Genomic DNA, 17,126 nt, shown 5'->3' with positions numbered 1-17,126 from the left:
CTAATGACCGATACGAACAGGCGTTGGCCACAATTATATAATGACAGATAATGGAATTTCGGTGGTTGTTGCATTTATTATTGCAATTCAAGATTGAAAGAAAGGAAGATTATACTTGGGAAAAACCTTGTCACATATCATGGAGGCTTTTAAAATTTTTATTGTTTTCAGTGCGTGTCTTCTCTCCTTCTATTATGGTATTCTATGGTTAAGTGAAACATATGAAGGGGATGACCGGCTCAGGAAAACAGAAACGGACGCCAGACAGGTATGGAACGGTGATGCTTTTCTGCCGGTCTGTAACTGGGAAAAGGATGGGAATGCAGTTGAAGACGGACCTACTCGATTTTATTCATTACTGTCAGGTGGAAAAGGGGCTTGCGGAGAACACCCTCCGCTCTTATGAGAGAGATATCGGGCAGTACATTGATTATCTCACGGAGCATAATATCACGCATGTGCAGAATATCGAACGTTCCTGGATTGTTGAATTTCTGCATCACTTAAAAGAAAATGGGCGTTCATCGTCAACCATTGCCAGAACCATTTCTTCCATCCGGGCTTTTCATCAGTTTCTGCTTCGGGAACAAAGAACAGTGAAAGACCCTTCTGAACTTATTGAACTTCCTAAAAGCGGAAAAAAACTTCCGGACGTATTATCAACAACAGACATAGAAGCTTTATTGACCGAAGCAGGCGGGACAACCTCTTTTGCCAAGCGGAATAAGGCGATGCTTGAATTGATGTATGCCACGGGGCTCCGGGTCAGTGAACTGTGCAGCCTGGAAACCGGGGATATTCATCTGCAGATGGGTTTTGTACACTGTCTTGGAAAAGGTAATAAAGAGCGTATCATTCCACTTGGTAAAGCGGCTGCTGATGCCGTTGAGGAATACGTGCAAAGAGCAAGACCGGCTTTAATGAAGAAGAAAAGGCATGATGTACTGTTTGTTAATCATCATGGAAACAAGCTCTCGAGACAGGGTTTCTGGAAAATCCTAAAAGAATCGGCAGCGAAAGCGGGGGTCGAGAAGTCGCTGACTCCTCATACACTGCGGCATTCTTTTGCAACCCATCTTCTTGAGAATGGAGCGGATCTGAGAGCTGTGCAGGAGATGCTGGGACATGCAGATATTTCCGCTACCCAGATTTATACGCATGTCTCCAACAGGAAACTGAAAGACGTTTATCTTCACTATCACCCCAGAGCATAAAGAAGGAGAGGAAGGAGAATAAACATGACACATGATTCATTTCAAAGAATATTTCTCATTGTGATGGATTCCGTTGGTATTGGAGAGGCACCGGATGCTGCTGAGTACGGAGATTCTGGAGCAGATACGCTCGGCCACACAGCTGAACACTGTAACGGACTCCGGATGCCGGCGATGGAACAGCTCGGACTTGGAAATATTAAAAAGGCGGAAGGCATTCATCCTGTAGCCCGTTCTGCAGCTTCTTACGGAGTGATGCAGGAAGCTTCGAACAGTAAAGATACCATGACCGGTCACTGGGAAATCATGGGTCTTCACATCCGTGAACCGTTCCGTACATTTCCGCACGGCTTCCCGGACGAATTGATCCAACAGCTTGAGGAAGTATCAGAAAGAAGCGTTATTGGAAACAAAGTAGCTTCGGGTACGGAAATTATAAAGGAACTCGGGGAAGAACATATGGAAACTGGTGCGTTGATTGTATATACATCTGCGGACTCGGTACTTCAGATTGCAGCGCACGAAGAAATAGTACCGGTGGAGGAACTCCACCGTATCTGTGAAAAAGCAAGAGAACTTACCTACGAAGCGCCTTATATGATCGGCAGAGTGATTGCAAGACCTTTTGCCGGATCCCCCGGCGCGTTTGAACGCACATCCAACCGCCATGATTATGCGTTGAAACCTTTTGGCCGGACGGTGATGAATGAATTGAAAGACGCCGGTCTGGACAGTATCGCCATCGGCAAAATAAGCGATATTTATGACGGTGAAGGTATCACAAGAGCAGTGCGGACGGATTCCAACGAGGACGGAATGGAGAGAATTACGGAGTCGGCAAAAGAAGATTTCCATGGTATCAGCTTTTTAAACCTGGTCGATTTTGACGCCAAGTTCGGGCACCGCCGCGATCCAGAAGGATACGGCCGCGCCCTCGAGGAATATGACGCCCGTCTTCCGGCGCTGCTTGACGAGATGAGAGAAGACGATCTGCTTATTATAACCGCGGACCACGGCAACGATCCGGTTCACCACGGTACCGATCATACTCGTGAAGTTGTACCGCTTATTGCCTATACAAAACGGGCGGCTTATGGAATTGATCTGGGACGCCGGATGACGTTTGCAGACATCGGTGCCACCATTGCTGACAATTTCCAGATTACGTCACCGGAATACGGGACCAGCTTCTTACATCAGATACATGAATCAGGAGGACAAAAATGACAACGAGACACTTATTGGAAGAGGCCTCAAATTATCTGCGGGATCAATTGGACATCACTCCAAAAACGGGGCTTATTCTCGGATCAGGACTCGGCGTTTTAGCTGAGGAGATTGAAGATGCGGTGAAGATTCCTTATGAAGACATTCCAGGGTTTCCTGTCTCAACCGTAGAGGGGCATGCCGGACAGCTGGTAGCTGGTACACTGCAGGGCCGCGAAGTTATCGCTATGCAGGGTCGTTTTCATTATTATGAAGGTTATACTCTTCAGGACGTAACGTTTCCCGTACGGGTCATGCGCAGTGCCGGCGTAAAGAATCTGCTTGTCACCAACGCGGCAGGCAGTGTAAATGAAACCTTTTCCCCGGGGAACTTGATGATTATTAAAGATCATCTGAATCTGCTCGGTGATAATCCGCTTATCGGAAAAAATGATGAATCAATTGGTCCACGGTTTCCTGACTTATCGTCGGCTTATTCGCCGGAGCTGATAGACACGGCGAAATCCGCTGCTTCTTCCCTTGGAATTACGCTGCAGGAAGGCGTTTACGCTGCCAATACAGGGCCGGCTTATGAAACACCGGCTGAAGTGAAAATGATCCGGACACTGGGTGCAGATGCGGTCGGTATGTCCACTGTTCCCGAGGTCATTTCAGCGAACCACGCAGGAATGAATGTTCTAGGCATTTCCTGCCTTTCCAACATGGCAGCAGGAATACTGGATCAGCCGCTCAGTCATAGTGAAGTTATCGAAACGACAGAAAAGGTTCGTGAAGATTTTCTGCAGCTGATGAAAGAAATCATAGGACGAGTGGAAAAAGGAGACGAATAACATGGAAGAAATGTCCAAAAAGACAAAAGAAGCCGCCGCTTATCTAAAGGAAACGATCGACATCGAACCCGGAATCGGTATGATTCTCGGCTCAGGGCTCGGAGATCTGGCCGAAGAAATAGAAGGTGCGGTGAAAGTGGATTATGAAGACATCCCTCATTTTCCGGTTTCCACGGTTGAAGGACACGCCGGCCGTCTCGTAACAGGAACGCTTCAGGGACAGAAAGTGATTGCAATGCAGGGACGCTTTCATTACTACGAAGGATACTCCATGCAGGAAGTGACGTTTCCGGTTCGTGTGATGAAAGCACTTGGTGCCCAGTCTCTCATTGTAACGAATGCGTGCGGCGCCATGAATCCTTTATTCAGGCCCGGCGATCTGATGGTTATTGAAGACCATATCAACCAAACCGGTACGAATCCGCTTCTTGGTCCGAATGATGACAGTCTCGGACCGCGGTTTCCGGATATGAGCCAGGCTTACGACAGCGGCTGGAAGCAGACAGCTGTGAAAGCAGCTGAACGTCTTGGCTTCTCTCTGCAGAAAGGAGTATATACCGGCATTTCCGGCCCTTCATTCATGACAGCTGCTGAACTTATTATGCTGCGCCGCCTGGGTGGTGACGTGGTGGGAATGTCCACCGTTCCGGAAGTGATCACGGCGAATCACGCCGGGCTGAAAGTTCTTGGCATATCATGTATTACAGATATGGCTGTAGGGGAGGAAATCGAAGGGGTGTCCCATGAAGAAGTGATGGAGACCGCGTCCCGGACGAAACCCCGATTCATTTCTCTCGTCAAGGAAATACTGGTTTTACAGTCCTCCACATAACGAAGGAAAGGAACGGTGCTCACGATGAGAATGGTCGATATCATTTCCAGGAAACGAGACGGATTCGAGTTGTCGGAAGAAGAAATCACCTGGTTTATTCAAGCCTACAGCAAAGGGGATATTCCTGATTATCAGGCATCCGCTTTTGCAATGGCCGTCTTTTTCCAGGGGATGACCCAGCAGGAAGCGGCTGCTCTCACGATAGAGATGGCAGGTTCAGGAGATCAGCTTGATTTATCGGCAATTGATGGAATAAAAGTGGACAAACATTCCACTGGTGGAGTGGGAGACAAAACAACATTGATTCTGGGTCCCCTCGTGGCAGCACTCGATATTCCTGTTGCCAAAATGTCAGGGAGAGGACTTGGTCATACCGGGGGAACCATTGATAAGCTGGAAGCTTTTGAAGGATTCCGGACCGAAATGGACCAAGAGGAGTTTGTTCATCTCGTCAATAAAAATAAGCTCGCTGTCGCCGGGCAGAGCGGAAATCTAACTCCCGCCGACAAAAAATTATATTCGCTTCGGGATGTCACTGGAACCGTAAATTCCATACCGCTTATAGCCAGTTCTGTAATGAGTAAAAAAATCGCAGCCGGTGCGGATGCCATCGTGTTGGATGTGAAAACAGGTTCCGGCGCGTTTATGGAGCATCTCGAAGAGGCAAAAAAACTGGCGCGCGCTATGGTGGATATCGGAAATTCATTGAACCGCAGAACGATGGCTGTCATTTCCAATATGGACCAGCCGCTTGGTTATTTTGTCGGAAATGCTCTTGAAGTGAAAGAAGCGGTCGATACCCTGCGTGGAAATGGGCCGGAGGATCTGCACGAATTAAGTGTTACTCTGGCTTCACACATGGCGGTACTCGGCGGCAAAGCTTCAGATGAACAAGAAGGACGCAGACTCGTGGAGAACGTACTCAACGATGGAACAGCGCTTGAAAAAATGAAACAGTTTGTGAAAAGCCAGGGAGGTGATTCCGCCCCGGTGGATAACCCTGATTTGTTCCCTTCCGCTCAGAAACAAGTAGAAGTGCCGGCTGCGGATTCAGGCTACGTCAGCCGCATGCAGGCCGCACGGATTGGTCAGGCTGCGATGATGCTCGGGGCAGGACGCGCTGCCAAAGATGACGTGATTGATTACGCAGCAGGAATTGAACTGAAAGCAAAAATCGGTGATTACGTTGCAGAGGGAGAGACACTTGCGGTTATGCATGTCAATCAGGACGATATCAAAGCTGTCTCCGATATGATTCAACAGGCTTACAGTTTTTCCCCAAGCGAAGTGGAAAAACCGGAATTAATATACGACTCCATTTAGGCAGTGACCCATTAAGATCTTCAGGATAATTATCCTGAAGATCTTTTTGTATATACAAAGAAATCATTGGAAATACTAAAACTGAAAACGGAATTGGGAGGTGGCTGGTTTTGAGAAAGAAAAGAAGATTTAAATTTGTGGTAATCGCAGCAGCAGCTTCTGTCATCCTTCTTGGAAGCAGTGAAGCAAAAGCGCAGTTTGAGGAGGCAGCCGAAGATGCCGTATCGGCTTATGTATTGGATGCACAAACGGGTCAGGTGCTCTATCAAAAAAATGAGACAGAAGAGCTGCCGCCGGCCAGCATGACAAAAATCATGACGATGCTGTTAATAATGGAAGCTCTGGAGGATGAAAAAATACAGCTCAATGATAAGGTGCGCACCAGTAATCGGGCTGCTTCGATGGGCGGATCGCAGATTTTTCTTGAAGAAGGCGAAGTCATGACAGTGGATGAGATGCTGAAGGGAATTGCAGTTGGTTCAGCAAACGATGCATCAGTGGCAATGGCAGAACATATTTCCGGATCGGAAGGCGCGTTTATTGAAAAGATGAATCAAAAAGCAAAGAGCCTGGACCTGGAACATACGAGTTTTAAAAACACGACGGGACTACCGGCAGATAAGCACTATACATCGGCACAGGATTTGGCAGCAATCAGCCGTGAACTGCTGCAGTACGAAAAAATCCTGGAGTATACCGGATTGTATGAAGATTACTTAAGAAAAGGGAAGGACAACGAATTCTGGCTGGTCAATACGAACAGACTTGTCCGTCACTATGACGGGGTGGACGGGCTGAAAACCGGATACACAAAAGAAGCCAGGTATAATCTCACTGCTACGGCAGAAAAGAACGGGATGAGAATCATTACAGTACTGATGGGAGCGGATTCTCCGAAAGAAAGGAATCAGATTACTGCATCGCTTCTTGATGATGCCTTTCAACACCATGAATATCATCAACTTGCAAGCAAAGGGGACACCGTGACTTCAGTACGTGTAGAAAAAGGGAAACATGCTGAAGCAGAAGCGGTACTTGAAAAAGACGCAGGTGTTGTTCTCCGTAAGGGAGAGGATGCTGGAAATATTACAGAAGAAATAAAAACAAAAAAGATAGTCACAGCACCTGCTTCTTCAGGAGAACAGGTAGGAACCATCCGGTATTATAATGAAAACGACCTTTTATCCGAAGCGGATCTTGTCTTAAAAGAAGATATTGTACCGGCAGGCTGGACGGAACTGTTTGGGCGGTCCATGCAGCGGATGATGGGGAATGCGTCCTGATGGGGTTTTTTAACGAAATCACACTAGTTTTGTCATGCGTGAAGGAAAAGCACTGTCCCTTAGAGAACAGAGCACTGAACCATTTAATTACGTGAACTGGAGGGGAAGAACATGAGTCTTACTGTTAACCTGGAGCAGGTCGGTGATGTAATGTGCATCCGGCTGAAAGGGGAACTGGACCACCATGCGTCAAGAGAATTACGCGGGCAGGTGGAAGAGCATATGGAAAAGTACCGTCCGCTCCATATCGTACTGAACCTGGAGGAACTGACGTTTATGGACAGCTCAGGAATCGGCGTCATTCTTGGGCGGTACAAGCAGATTCGAAAATTGGGAGGAGAAATGGTGGTATGCTCCATTTCAGCACCGGTGAAACGCTTATTTGAATTATCCGGGTTGTTTAAGATTCTGCGGCTTGAGCATAGGGAGACGGACGCATTACGGATATTGGGGGTAGCCTGAGGATGAAAAATGAAATGAAACTTGAATTCTCCGCGTTGAGTGAAAATGAAGCATTCGCAAGAGTGAGCGTTGGTGCTTTTGCTGCACAGCTGGATCCGGACATGAACGAGCTGACTGAGCTGAAAACGGTTGTCTCAGAGGCGGTGACGAATTCCATTCTCCATGGGTATGACGAGAATCCGGCCGGCACTATCCGTGTCATGGTGAAAATTGAAACCGACTCGCTGGAAATCACCATCAAAGACGATGGAAATGGAATTGACAACATTGACCAGGCGAAAGAACCACTGTTTACGACAAAACCGGATATGGAACGTTCCGGTATGGGATTTACCATTATGGAAAACTTCATGGATGAGGTCGAAATTATTTCAGAGCCTGGAACCGGGACGACAGTTTACCTGAAAAAAAGGTTGGCCGGCGCCCGGACACTCTGCAATTAAGGGGAATGGGCATGAACACTAAACTGGAAAAACAGAAACCTCTTCAGGATGATGAAATCAGGGGGTTGATACAGAAAAGCCAAGACGGGAACAAAGAGGCAAGAGACGATATTGTCCAACACAATACGAGGCTCGTCTGGTCTGTTGTGCAGCGTTTTATCAACCGTGGGTATGATCCGGAAGATTTATTTCAAATCGGTGTGATAGGGCTAATAAAATCAGTTGATAAATTTGATCTTTCGTATGACGTAAAGTTTTCCACGTATGCAGTGCCAATGATTATCGGCGAAATCCAGCGGTTTATCCGTGATGACGGTACAGTGAAAGTGAGTCGTTCTCTGAAAGAACTGAACAACCGTGTGCGCAAAGCAAAAGAAGAGTTGACAAAGGAAATGGGACGAGCTCCGGGGTTGAATGAGATCGCGGAAAAGCTCGACGTACCTTCCGAGGAAATAGTGTTCGCGACAGAAGCTGCAAGGTCTCTTTCCTCCCTTCATGAAACAATTTACGAAAACGACGGGGATCCTATCACGCTGATTGATCAAATTGCGGATCAAAAGGACAACAGATGGTTCGATCAGCTTGCGGTGAAAGAGGTTGTAGAACAGCTCGAAGAAAGGGAACGGGTGATTGTATATCTCCGTTACTATAAAGATAATACACAGTCCGAAGTCGCCCGGCGGCTCGACATATCACAAGTGCAGGTATCACGCCTTGAAAAGCGGATACTTGAAAAAATGAAAAGCCAGTTATCGGAATGATGACTGGCTTTTTTTGTATAGCATGACCCGGGTGCTGTCATACTAAGCCAAAGGAGAGAGTGGATATGGCAAATCGTGTGTATCTGCAGTTTTTTTCACCCGGTTCTGTACTTCCCGGAGAGCATCTGTTTGTGAAGGATGTTGCACTTGTCGAAGGAGATAAAGAGCTTATTTCAGGAGTTCTGGATATTGAAGTGTATGAGGTGACAGCTCAGGATAAACACCACATTGTTGTCGATGGATTGACCGTACTGCAGCGCATTCATTCGGTGTATCCTGATCTTGAAGTGAATGTTCTTGGAAGACCACAGGTAGTGGTCGACATTCGTACCGGGCGCGGACAGGTAAAGCTGATTTCGGTACTGCTCGTATGGTTTTTGCTGTTTACCGGGGCGGCTCTTGCCATTATGAATTTTCATGAAGATGTAAGTATGCTGGCAGTCCATCAGACCATCTATCAGCTGATCACCGGAGAACACCTGGAGCAGCCTCTGCTTCTGCAGATTCCTTATTCTTTCGGTCTTGGTCTTGGAATGATTTTGTTTTTTAATCGTCTCTTTAAAAAGCGGCTGAATGAAGAACCAAGTCCACTGGAAATAGAAATGTTTCAATACCGCCAGGACATGGAAGAATACGCCGCGGAATCCAAGTCGGACCGGAGTTCAAAATGGCCGTCGAAGTCCTGATTATTATTTTTGTAGGTTTGAGCGGCGGACTGGCGGTAGGAAGCGGTTTTGTTGCTTTTATTTCTGTTCTTGGAATCATACCAAGACTCGTTCAGATCACCGGCACTAAAAAGGCCGTATGGTTGTATGAACTTGCGGTTACCGGCGGAGGAGTTTTTGGCACTATTGCCGTCCTTCATCCGATTCGCTTTTCCCTTCCCGGTTTTTTTACGGTACCTGTCGGTCTTGCCGCCGGGGTATTTGTCGGCATGCTGGCTGCGGCGCTTGCAGAAGTATTAAATGTGTTCCCTATTCTTGCTAAAAGGGTTGGAATGGAAAATGACGTAATGAGTTTAGTGATGGCCATCGTTCTTGGTAAAACGGCAGGGTCATTATTTCACTGGCTTGTTTATGTATCGCTCTCATTCTAATATATAGAGGAGTTTCTAACATGCGTAAAGGAAAATGGATATTCCGGAACAAACCCGATGCGATGGACTTGGAGAAACAGGGGATACCTCCGGAAGACACTAAAGCTTCGAGCATTTCCCCAAGTATCGAAGAAAATGAAGAAATCTTAAAAGAAAGAGTCGGTATAGGAACCAGTTTTGATACGGGCATCCGAAGACTGCACATATTGGACAGGGAAATCCAGATTTATTATGTGAACGGTCTCGTTGATATGGAGGCGCTGACCGAACTTTTAAAAGAACTTATGAAAGTGGAGGCAAGAGACCGGAAAACGCCTTATGTTCGTGAAGCGGTGGAAAACCATCTAACAGAAGTCCAGGTTGATTATAAAGACAACCTTGAAGATTGCATAGTAGAAATGCTTTCGGGTCTTGTGTTCATTCTCATAGATGGGGAAGAACGGGCCCTGGTCGTCGATGTGCGTAATTATCCCGGCAGGAGTCCGAAGGAACCGGATAATGAAAAAGTCGTGCGCGGAGCACGGGACGGCTACACAGAAAATATTATCGAAAATACAGGGTTAACGAGAAGAAGGGTAAGAGATGAAAGACTCCGCCACGAAATTATGAGAGTCGGCGTACGTTCGAAAACCGATATCTGTATTTCGTATATTGAAGACATTGCCGACCCTGACATGGTTAATATCATAAAAGATGAACTGAAAGCAATTAACGTAGACGGTCTTTCAATGGCCGATAAAGTAGTGGAGGAGTATATTGTCGATCAGGGTGCCAATCCGATGCCTCTTGTCCGTTATACGGAGCGGCCGGATGTTGCTGCGGTTCATTTATTTGAAGGACATGTCGTCATTATTGTAGATGCTTCTCCAAGCGTTATCATCACACCAACTACCTTTTTCCATCATGTGCAGCACGCCGAAGAATACCGGCAGGCACCATTTATCGGCACCTATCTAAGATGGATCCGCTTTTTCGGCATGTTTGCTTCTCTTTTTATACTTCCATTGTGGCTGCTTGTCGTACTCGAACCGCAGCTGCTGCCGGATCAGCTGAACTATATCGGTCCGACGGAAGATTCGAATGTGTCGGAATTTATGCAGATTGTTATCGCCGAAATCGGCATAGAATTAATGAGGATGGCAGCCATTCATACCCCTTCCCCGCTTGCAACAGCTCTCGGTCTCGTTGCAGCCTTGTTGATTGGGGAAATAGCGATAGAAGTGGGGCTGTTCACCTCTGAAGTTATTTTATATGTTGCGCTTGGGGCGATTGGAACATTTGCTACACCAAGCTATGAGCTTGGGATTGCATTGAAAATATTCCGCTTTATCCTTTTGATTGCGGTTGTTTCTTTTCAGGCTGTAGGATTTGTTATCACAACTACTGTTCTGTTCTTGTTCCTTGCCTCGATCCGGTCATTAAACAAACCGTATCTGTGGCCGTTTCTTCCGTTTGACGGTAAGGCGCTTTGGCAGGTTCTTGTGCGCACAACCGTTCCTAATCTGCGCCGGCGCCCGGGCATCGTGAATCCGCAGGATAAAATCCGGCAGCCTCCGAAAGCATGACGGGCAGGAGAACAGTTTTTCTTTTTCTCCTTCTTAAATGATGCTAAAATGTAATCATTCATTGATGCCTAGAAGGAGAGAACGAGTCATGTATCTACACGGAACCAGTCGGATTAATAAAAACGGGCGGCTTGAAATCGGCGGGGTGGATACGACCCGGCTTGCAGGTGAGTACGGCACGCCTGTTTATGTATATGATGTTGCGTTGATGAGAGAAAGGGCAAAAGGATTTCAACAGGAATTTGAAAAGGCGGACGTTCCTTATCAGGTCGCCTATGCAAGCAAAGCATTCAGCTGCATAGCTATGGTACAGCTGGCCGCGGAGCTTGGCTTAAGTCTTGATGTGGTATCTGCCGGTGAAATGATAACAGCGGCGAAAGCGGACTTTCCGATGGAGCGGGCGCATCTGCATGGAAACAATAAAAGTGATGATGAAATAGCTCTCGCGCTGGAACTCGGCGTCGGCTGCATCGTTGTCGATAATTTTCACGAATTATCAATGATTCAAGAGCAGGCACGGGATAATAATCAGACAGTTCAGGTGCTTCTCCGTACAACACCAGGAGTTGAAGCCCACACCCATGAGTATATTTCCACCGGGCAGGAAGATTCGAAGTTCGGGTTCGATCTGCAGAGTGGACAGGCTGATCAGGCCATAGCCTCACTGCAGGCTGATCCTTTTATAAATCTGCGGGGGATCCACTGCCACATCGGGTCCCAAATCTTTGATACAGACGGTTTTGTGCTGACGGTGGAAAAGTTGTTTGCCGAGTTTAAGCGGTGGAGAGAAGAATATGATTTCGTTCCGGAAGTATTCAATGCTGGTGGTGGATTTGGAATCCGATACGTTGAAGGCGACGAACCGCTTGCACCGGAGAATTACGTCAAAGACCTTATTCTTGCCGTCAAAAAAGAAGCAGCTGATGCAGATATGGCACTCCCGGAAATATGGATTGAGCCTGGACGTTCCATCAGCGGTGATGCCGGTACGACTCTTTATACAGTAGGATCAAAAAAGAACATTCCCGGTGTGCGTAACTATTTATCGGTAGACGGGGGAATGACAGATAATATCCGGCCGGCACTATACAATGCAGAATACGAAGGAATCCTGGCCAATCGTGCTGACGAAGAAGCGCCGGGTCGTACAGCTGTAGCCGGCAAATGCTGCGAGAGCGGAGATATGCTGATGTGGAATCTCCCTCTTCCGGACGCAGAGCCGGGAGATATTCTTGCGGTTTTCTGTACAGGAGCCTATGGATTTGCGATGGCGAGCAACTATAACCGTTTTACCCGGCCGCCGGTTGTGTTCGTTGAGGACGGAGAGTCCGACCTTGTCGTGCAGAGGGAATCAATCGAAGACCTTTTGAAAAACGATCTTCCCCTTCGGTTGAAAGAAAAAATATAACAACACATTTGAACCGCTCTGAGAAGAGCGGTTCAAATAGTTGACGGGTATGTTTCAAGGAAGATAAAATCAGTATATAAATATGAAACGGTTTGGTTACATTGTAACCACTTCGGGGTGGGGTGAAATTCCCAGCCGGCGGTGATGAAGCTCTTTGCTTTTTAGTCCGCGACCCGCAGAGGCTCTGTCTCGGCGGTGGACTCGGTGAAAATCCGAGACCGACAGTGATAGTCTGGATGGGAGAAGAAAAGCCGTGTTCAGAGCCGGAACGTATCCGGGAAGTTTGATGTGTGCCGTTATTGAGCAATACGCATACGTTGATCAGACCGGTTCGTTAGAGGCTTGTAAATGAACAATGCTTATTTTCGTATGTTGAACCACCCTGGAGACGTATACCGTTTTCAGGGTTTTTTATTTTAAAAGAAAAGAGGCAATCGGTATGACGGATGAAGAATATATGGATCTTGCTCTTCACTTGGCGGAAAGCACAAAAGGGCAGACTTCCCCGAATCCATCTGTCGGTGCTGTCGTTGTAAAAAACGGAACGACAGCTGGAATGGGTGCGCACCTGAAGGCAGGAGAGGCGCACGCAGAAATTCATGCATTACAGGCAGCAGGTAACGATGCACAAGGGGCGTCAATGTATGTAACACTCGAGCCGTGTTCTCATACCGGAAAAACCCCTCCCTGTGTGGAAGCAGTGATAAAAAGTGGTATCCGCCGGGTGGTCATCGCTGCCCTGGATCCAAATCCTGAAGTAAGTGGGAGTGGAGTAAAAAGGCTGCAGGAAGCCGGGATTGAGGTGTCCATCGGCACAGGAAATAATCGTGCGGAGTGGCTGAACAGGTATTTCATGCATTTTATGAAAACCGGACTTCCTTATGTCACACTGAAAACAGCTGTATCTCTGGACGGGAAAACGGCGACGGCCACCGGTGAAAGCCAGTGGATAACCGGCACAGAATCAAGGAAGGACAGTCACCGTCTGCGTCATGAACACGATGCCATTCTGGCAGGTATCGGCACTGTGCTTCATGATGATCCGTCATTGACGGCGAGGGCTGTGGAAGGGGGATTACAACCCGTCCGTGTAGTACTGGACCGGCATCTGCGTATACCGCTTGAAGCATCGATGCTGCAGGACAATATGGCTCCGGTATGGATTTTCTGCGGAGCAGAGGCATCCACGGAAAAAAAACGGAACCTGGCACAGACGGGCGCGGTCATTTATCAGGCCTCAGAGGCGGACGTACAGCTCGCAGAAGTTTTGAGTATTCTAGGAAACGAAAACATCCTCTCTGTATTTGTCGAAGGAGGATCTGAAATTCACGGCAGATTTGTCGAAGAAAAGCGTTTTCAGGAGTTTATCACCTATACCGCACCTGTGTTGATCGGGGGACGCCTGGCACCAACGTCAGCCGGCGGTTCAGGTATTGCACATTTGAATGAAGCGCCGCGCCTTGAAGTACATTCGGTGGAACAACTCGGTCAAGACATAAAAGTAACAGCAGTCCGGAAGGGGAATGAATAATGTTTACTGGTATTGTAGAAGAAACAGCCGTTGTCCGAAGTATTCTTAAAGACTCGGATACCATGGTACTCACGCTGCAGGCTCCTAAAATAACAGAAGATATAAAAATAGGAGACAGCATTTCGGTAAATGGCGTCTGTCTAACCGTGACCGGTTTCAGTGAAGACGCATTTACTGTAGACGTGATGCCGGAAACAATGTATGCATCCAGCCTGAATGTACTGGAAGAGGGAGCCCGGGCGAACGTGGAACGGGCGCTGCAGGCTTCCGATAGATTCGGCGGCCATTTTGTCAGTGGTCATGTTGATGCTGCCGGGAAAATAGCTGCTGTTTCCCCCTACGAAAATGCTTATTATGTAGACATTTCCATGCCGGCTGCCGTTCTTCCTTATATGAGTGAAAAAGGATCGGTCGCTGTCGACGGTATCAGTCTGACGATATTTGATGTGAATGATGACAAAGACACCATCACACTTTCTCTTATACCCCATACCTGGCAGGAAACAACCATTAGTGATAAACAGGTGGGAGATCCCGTCAACATCGAGGCTGACATGTTGATGAAGTACACAGAAAGACTCTTATCCGCCAGGTTTGGTGAAAATATAAGCAACCCGGATAAAAAGGCATAAAAAACAACAATTTTATATCATCCTGAAGCAGGATACGAAGAGAAAAAGAGGGTGAATGTGATGGCAGAAAAAAATTGGTTTGATCCGATTGAAGAAGCTATTTATGAGTTGATGCAGGGTCGCACGGTCATTGTTTGTGATGATGAAGACCGGGAAAATGAAGGAGACTTTGTGGCGCTTGCCGACCGGATCACACCGGAGTCCATAAATTTTATGATTACGTACGGCAGAGGATTGGTCTGCACCCCGATCACTGAAGAGCGGGCGCATGAGCTTGAACTGCAGCCGATGGTTGATCAGAACACAGATCCGCACGGAACGGCGTTTACTGTCAGTGTCGACCATGAGTCCTCCAAAACAGGTATATCAGCGGGAGAGCGCGCCGAAACCATCCGGGAACTGATGAATCCACGAAGCAGGAGCCGGCATTTTAAACGTCCGGGTCATGTGTTCCCGCTTATTGCCAAAAAAGGCGGAGTACTGCGGCGTGCAGGACATACAGAAGCAGCGGTGGACCTGGCTGCGTTATCAGGAGCGGAACAGGCGGGAGTAATTTGCGAAGTAATCAGGGAAGACGGAGAGATGGCAAGGGTTCCTGAACTGCGTGAAATAGCAGATGAACATCAGCTTAAAATGATTACGATAAAGGACTTGATTCAGTACCGTCACAAAAAAGATAAACTCGTGCAAAAAGAAGCAGACATCAACCTTCCTACCGATTTTGGAGACTTCCGGGCTGTCGGCTATACGTCTGTTGTGGATGAGAAAGAAAGTATTGCTCTTATTAAAGGGCAGCTCATCCCCGGTGAACCGACGCTTGTGAGAGTGCATTCTGAATGCCTGACCGGAGATGTTTTTGGTTCCCACCGTTGTGACTGCGGACCTCAGCTTCAGGCAGCACTTCAGCAGATTGAAAAAGAAGGAAGGGGCGTCCTTCTTTATATGAGGCAGGAAGGCCGCGGTATCGGACTGATTAACAAAATGAAAGCTTATGAACTGCAGGAAGAAGGATATGACACGGTGGAAGCTAATGAAAAACTCGGGTTCAAACCCGATCTGCGGGATTACGGAATCGGTGCTCAGATCCTACGCGATCTCGGCATATCGAGTATGCGTTTGTTGACGAACAACCCCCGCAAAATTACCGGATTGAACGGATACGGACTTGAAGTAGCGGAACGGGTTGCACTTGAGATGCCCCATCATAAAGACAATGAAAATTACATGCGCACAAAATATTCCAAACTGGGGCATATGCTCCATTTATAAAAGGAGAGACAACATTGGGACAGATATATGAAGGGAATCTAAATGGAACACATTTGAATATTGGTATAGTGGTAGGCCGTTTTAATGATTTTATCACCGAAAAACTTCTTGAAGGTGCGAAAGGCACTTTGAAAAGGCACGGCACAGCAGAGGAAAATGTGGATATTGCCTGGGTTCCGGGAGCATTTGAAATTCCATTTGCCGCACAGAAAATGGCAGCCTCCGGGAAGTACGATGCTATCATAACACTTGGCACCGTCATCAAAGGATCGACCCCGCATTTTGATTACGTCTGTGCCGAATCGGCTAAAGGAATAAGCCGGGTTTCTCTAGATTACAATCTTCCGGTCATTTTCGGTATTTTGACGACAAATACTATTGAAGAAGCGGTGGAACGCGCCGGTACAAAAGCCGGCAATAAAGGAGCGGACGCAGCAGTATCCGCTGTGGAGATGGCTAACCTTGATAAAAATCTTTAAAAAGGGTAGACTATGACAGAAATCACCGAAACATGGCGGGAATCCGCCATGTTTTCTCTTGTCTGCGCGAAAACGGCAAAATGATGGGAAACTTGAGATGCAGCTCCAGTGCAGGTACCGTTTGAAGAAACTGAAAAGGGAAGCAGGACTGTCATTTGATTCTTCGCCCGAACGCTGTAAAAGGGCGGTTAAGATAGAGTTGGCATAACGATTGCAATTGTGTTACATTTGGGCGGTAGTTAACGCTTGAGATGCATAGGCTGAATAGGAGAGAAAGTCATACATTCAGCTTAAAGAATCCGGTTTCACTCTTTTCAAAAGAAGAAGATGAAGTATAATGAGAGAGAAGAAACATACTCTCTCTAATAAGGGATGATGTCAATGTTTATCAAGTTCAAGTCAGCATACAAAAAAATCGCGATGGGTCTCCTGTCTTATATGCCGGAAGAAAAAGAAGTCAAGAAGCTGCAGGAAACGATGCAGTATTATGAGAACGAGAAAAACTGGCAGCTTTATCTGTGGAAGGAGCAGGAAGATGTTATCGGTGTAATGGGACTGTATTTCCATGAAGACGGTTCCGCCGAACTGAAACATATCTGCGTTAATCCTTCCTATAGGGAAGAAGGAATCGGGAAGAAAATGGTTCTGACAATGAAAGACCGGCTTGAAGGGAATCTTACCGGCTGTGTGGAGACCGAAGAGTTTCTCGACACATGTGAAGAGAAAGTATCCCGCGACGAAAAAGGGAAAACGGAAGAAGCAAGTGGATAA

At 47.2% G+C, this 17,126-nt stretch carries 19 protein-coding genes and 1 riboswitch; all 19 genes read left to right on the top strand.

Going from position 1 to position 17,126, the window contains the following annotated elements; all coding sequences use genetic code 11:
• The first annotated feature begins 139 nt into the window (after positions 1–139).
• The 19 genes from BM058_RS18855 to BM058_RS09795 all read left to right on the top strand — a co-directional run bounded on the left by BM058_RS18855 (position 140) and on the right by BM058_RS09795 (position 17,126).
• The gene (locus tag BM058_RS18855; protein ID WP_407690172.1) at positions 140–406 is read left to right on the top strand and encodes a DUF4227 family protein; all 267 of its coding nucleotides are present in this window, start codon (positions 140–142) and stop codon (positions 404–406) included.
• Complete coding sequence (gene xerD / locus BM058_RS09880) at positions 327–1,214, top strand: site-specific tyrosine recombinase XerD (RefSeq protein WP_090926865.1); 888 nt, start codon at positions 327–329, stop codon at positions 1,212–1,214. The genes BM058_RS18855 and xerD overlap by 80 nt, the downstream gene beginning before the upstream one ends.
• 24 nt (positions 1,215–1,238) lie before the next feature.
• Positions 1,239–2,441: a phosphopentomutase gene (gene deoB / locus BM058_RS09875; RefSeq protein ID WP_090926864.1), complete on the top strand. Its 1,203-nt coding sequence runs from the start codon at positions 1,239–1,241 to the stop codon at positions 2,439–2,441.
• Positions 2,438–3,271, top strand: a complete 834-nt coding sequence (locus tag BM058_RS09870; protein ID WP_090926863.1) for a purine-nucleoside phosphorylase — start codon at positions 2,438–2,440, stop codon at positions 3,269–3,271. The genes deoB and BM058_RS09870 overlap by 4 nt, the downstream gene beginning before the upstream one ends.
• Before the next feature lies 1 nt (position 3,272).
• Complete coding sequence (locus tag BM058_RS09865; protein WP_090926862.1) at positions 3,273–4,103, top strand: purine-nucleoside phosphorylase; 831 nt, start codon at positions 3,273–3,275, stop codon at positions 4,101–4,103.
• A gap of 24 nt (positions 4,104–4,127) precedes the next feature.
• Entirely contained in the window at positions 4,128–5,426 is a 1,299-nt protein-coding gene (locus BM058_RS09860) for a pyrimidine-nucleoside phosphorylase (protein WP_143083008.1), read from the top strand.
• A gap of 110 nt (positions 5,427–5,536) precedes the next feature.
• Positions 5,537–6,709, top strand: coding sequence for a D-alanyl-D-alanine carboxypeptidase family protein (locus BM058_RS09855; protein WP_245736928.1), 1,173 nt, complete (start codon positions 5,537–5,539; stop codon positions 6,707–6,709).
• 111 nt (positions 6,710–6,820) lie between these two features.
• Positions 6,821–7,171, top strand: a complete 351-nt coding sequence (gene spoIIAA, locus BM058_RS09850; RefSeq protein WP_090926861.1) for an anti-sigma F factor antagonist — start codon at positions 6,821–6,823, stop codon at positions 7,169–7,171.
• 2 nt (positions 7,172–7,173) lie between these two features.
• On the top strand, positions 7,174–7,614 hold the full coding sequence (spoIIAB, locus tag BM058_RS09845; protein WP_090926860.1) for an anti-sigma F factor: 441 nt from the start codon (positions 7,174–7,176) through the stop codon (positions 7,612–7,614).
• A 5-nt stretch (positions 7,615–7,619) separates the two neighbouring features.
• Entirely contained in the window at positions 7,620–8,375 is a 756-nt protein-coding gene (sigF, locus tag BM058_RS09840; protein WP_090926859.1) for an RNA polymerase sporulation sigma factor SigF, read from the top strand.
• Positions 8,376–8,440: 65 nt separating this feature from the next.
• Positions 8,441–9,061: a stage V sporulation protein AA gene (locus BM058_RS09835; protein ID WP_090926858.1), complete on the top strand. Its 621-nt coding sequence runs from the start codon at positions 8,441–8,443 to the stop codon at positions 9,059–9,061.
• A complete protein-coding gene (locus BM058_RS09830) occupies positions 9,043–9,471 on the top strand; it encodes a stage V sporulation protein AB (RefSeq protein WP_090926857.1) in 429 nt (142 codons plus the stop codon). The genes BM058_RS09835 and BM058_RS09830 overlap by 19 nt, the downstream gene beginning before the upstream one ends.
• 62 nt (positions 9,472–9,533) lie before the next feature.
• Entirely contained in the window at positions 9,534–11,036 is a 1,503-nt protein-coding gene (locus BM058_RS09825) for a spore germination protein (RefSeq protein ID WP_090926880.1), read from the top strand.
• An 88-nt stretch (positions 11,037–11,124) separates the two neighbouring features.
• Complete coding sequence (lysA, locus tag BM058_RS09820; protein ID WP_090926856.1) at positions 11,125–12,444, top strand: diaminopimelate decarboxylase; 1,320 nt, start codon at positions 11,125–11,127, stop codon at positions 12,442–12,444.
• Between the two features lie 104 nt (positions 12,445–12,548).
• A riboswitch (FMN riboswitch) is annotated at positions 12,549–12,696 on the top strand.
• Positions 12,697–12,883: 187 nt separating this feature from the next.
• Complete coding sequence (gene ribD / locus BM058_RS09815) at positions 12,884–13,975, top strand: bifunctional diaminohydroxyphosphoribosylaminopyrimidine deaminase/5-amino-6-(5-phosphoribosylamino)uracil reductase RibD (protein ID WP_090926855.1); 1,092 nt, start codon at positions 12,884–12,886, stop codon at positions 13,973–13,975.
• Positions 13,975–14,607 carry a riboflavin synthase gene (gene ribE, locus BM058_RS09810; protein ID WP_090926854.1) on the top strand — a complete coding sequence of 211 codons (633 nt, stop codon included), beginning with the start codon at positions 13,975–13,977 and terminating at the stop codon, positions 14,605–14,607. Before ribD ends, ribE begins: the two co-directional genes overlap by 1 nt.
• Positions 14,608–14,667: 60 nt before the next feature.
• Complete coding sequence (locus BM058_RS09805) at positions 14,668–15,876, top strand: bifunctional 3,4-dihydroxy-2-butanone-4-phosphate synthase/GTP cyclohydrolase II (protein WP_090926853.1); 1,209 nt, start codon at positions 14,668–14,670, stop codon at positions 15,874–15,876.
• A 14-nt stretch (positions 15,877–15,890) separates the two neighbouring features.
• Positions 15,891–16,355: a 6,7-dimethyl-8-ribityllumazine synthase gene (gene ribH, locus BM058_RS09800; protein WP_090926852.1), complete on the top strand. Its 465-nt coding sequence runs from the start codon at positions 15,891–15,893 to the stop codon at positions 16,353–16,355.
• A gap of 381 nt (positions 16,356–16,736) precedes the next feature.
• Positions 16,737–17,126, top strand: coding sequence for a GNAT family N-acetyltransferase (locus BM058_RS09795; protein WP_090926851.1), 390 nt, complete (start codon positions 16,737–16,739; stop codon positions 17,124–17,126).

This window comes from Salibacterium qingdaonense (assembly GCF_900114715.1).
In the GTDB taxonomy this organism is placed as follows: Bacteria; Bacillota; Bacilli; order Bacillales; family Marinococcaceae; genus Salibacterium; species Salibacterium qingdaonense.
The sequence above is the reverse complement of the archived record's forward strand: the minus strand, read 5'-3'. Positions and strand labels throughout refer to the sequence as shown.

Excerpts from the sequence above, each read along its gene's own strand:
- ribD (WP_090926855.1), top strand. The coding sequence starts at position 12,884 with ATGACGGATGAAGAATATATGGATCTTGCTCTTCACTTGGCGGAAAGC.
- sigF (WP_090926859.1), top strand. The coding sequence starts at position 7,620 with ATGGGCATGAACACTAAACTGGAAAAACAGAAACCTCTTCAGGATGAT.
- BM058_RS09805 (WP_090926853.1), top strand. The coding sequence starts at position 14,668 with ATGGCAGAAAAAAATTGGTTTGATCCGATTGAAGAAGCTATTTATGAG.
- deoB (WP_090926864.1), top strand. The coding sequence starts at position 1,239 with ATGACACATGATTCATTTCAAAGAATATTTCTCATTGTGATGGATTCC.
- ribE (WP_090926854.1), top strand. The coding sequence starts at position 13,975 with ATGTTTACTGGTATTGTAGAAGAAACAGCCGTTGTCCGAAGTATTCTT.
- BM058_RS09830 (WP_090926857.1), top strand. The coding sequence starts at position 9,043 with ATGGCCGTCGAAGTCCTGATTATTATTTTTGTAGGTTTGAGCGGCGGA.
- BM058_RS09865 (WP_090926862.1), top strand. The coding sequence starts at position 3,273 with ATGGAAGAAATGTCCAAAAAGACAAAAGAAGCCGCCGCTTATCTAAAG.
- spoIIAB (WP_090926860.1), top strand. The coding sequence starts at position 7,174 with ATGAAAAATGAAATGAAACTTGAATTCTCCGCGTTGAGTGAAAATGAA.
- lysA (WP_090926856.1), top strand. The coding sequence starts at position 11,125 with ATGTATCTACACGGAACCAGTCGGATTAATAAAAACGGGCGGCTTGAA.
- BM058_RS09870 (WP_090926863.1), top strand. The coding sequence starts at position 2,438 with ATGACAACGAGACACTTATTGGAAGAGGCCTCAAATTATCTGCGGGAT.
- BM058_RS09825 (WP_090926880.1), top strand. The coding sequence starts at position 9,534 with ATGGACTTGGAGAAACAGGGGATACCTCCGGAAGACACTAAAGCTTCG.
- BM058_RS09860 (WP_143083008.1), top strand. The coding sequence starts at position 4,128 with ATGAGAATGGTCGATATCATTTCCAGGAAACGAGACGGATTCGAGTTG.
- BM058_RS09835 (WP_090926858.1), top strand. The coding sequence starts at position 8,441 with ATGGCAAATCGTGTGTATCTGCAGTTTTTTTCACCCGGTTCTGTACTT.
- BM058_RS09795 (WP_090926851.1), top strand. The coding sequence starts at position 16,737 with ATGTTTATCAAGTTCAAGTCAGCATACAAAAAAATCGCGATGGGTCTC.
- spoIIAA (WP_090926861.1), top strand. The coding sequence starts at position 6,821 with ATGAGTCTTACTGTTAACCTGGAGCAGGTCGGTGATGTAATGTGCATC.
- BM058_RS18855 (WP_407690172.1), top strand. The coding sequence starts at position 140 with ATGGAGGCTTTTAAAATTTTTATTGTTTTCAGTGCGTGTCTTCTCTCC.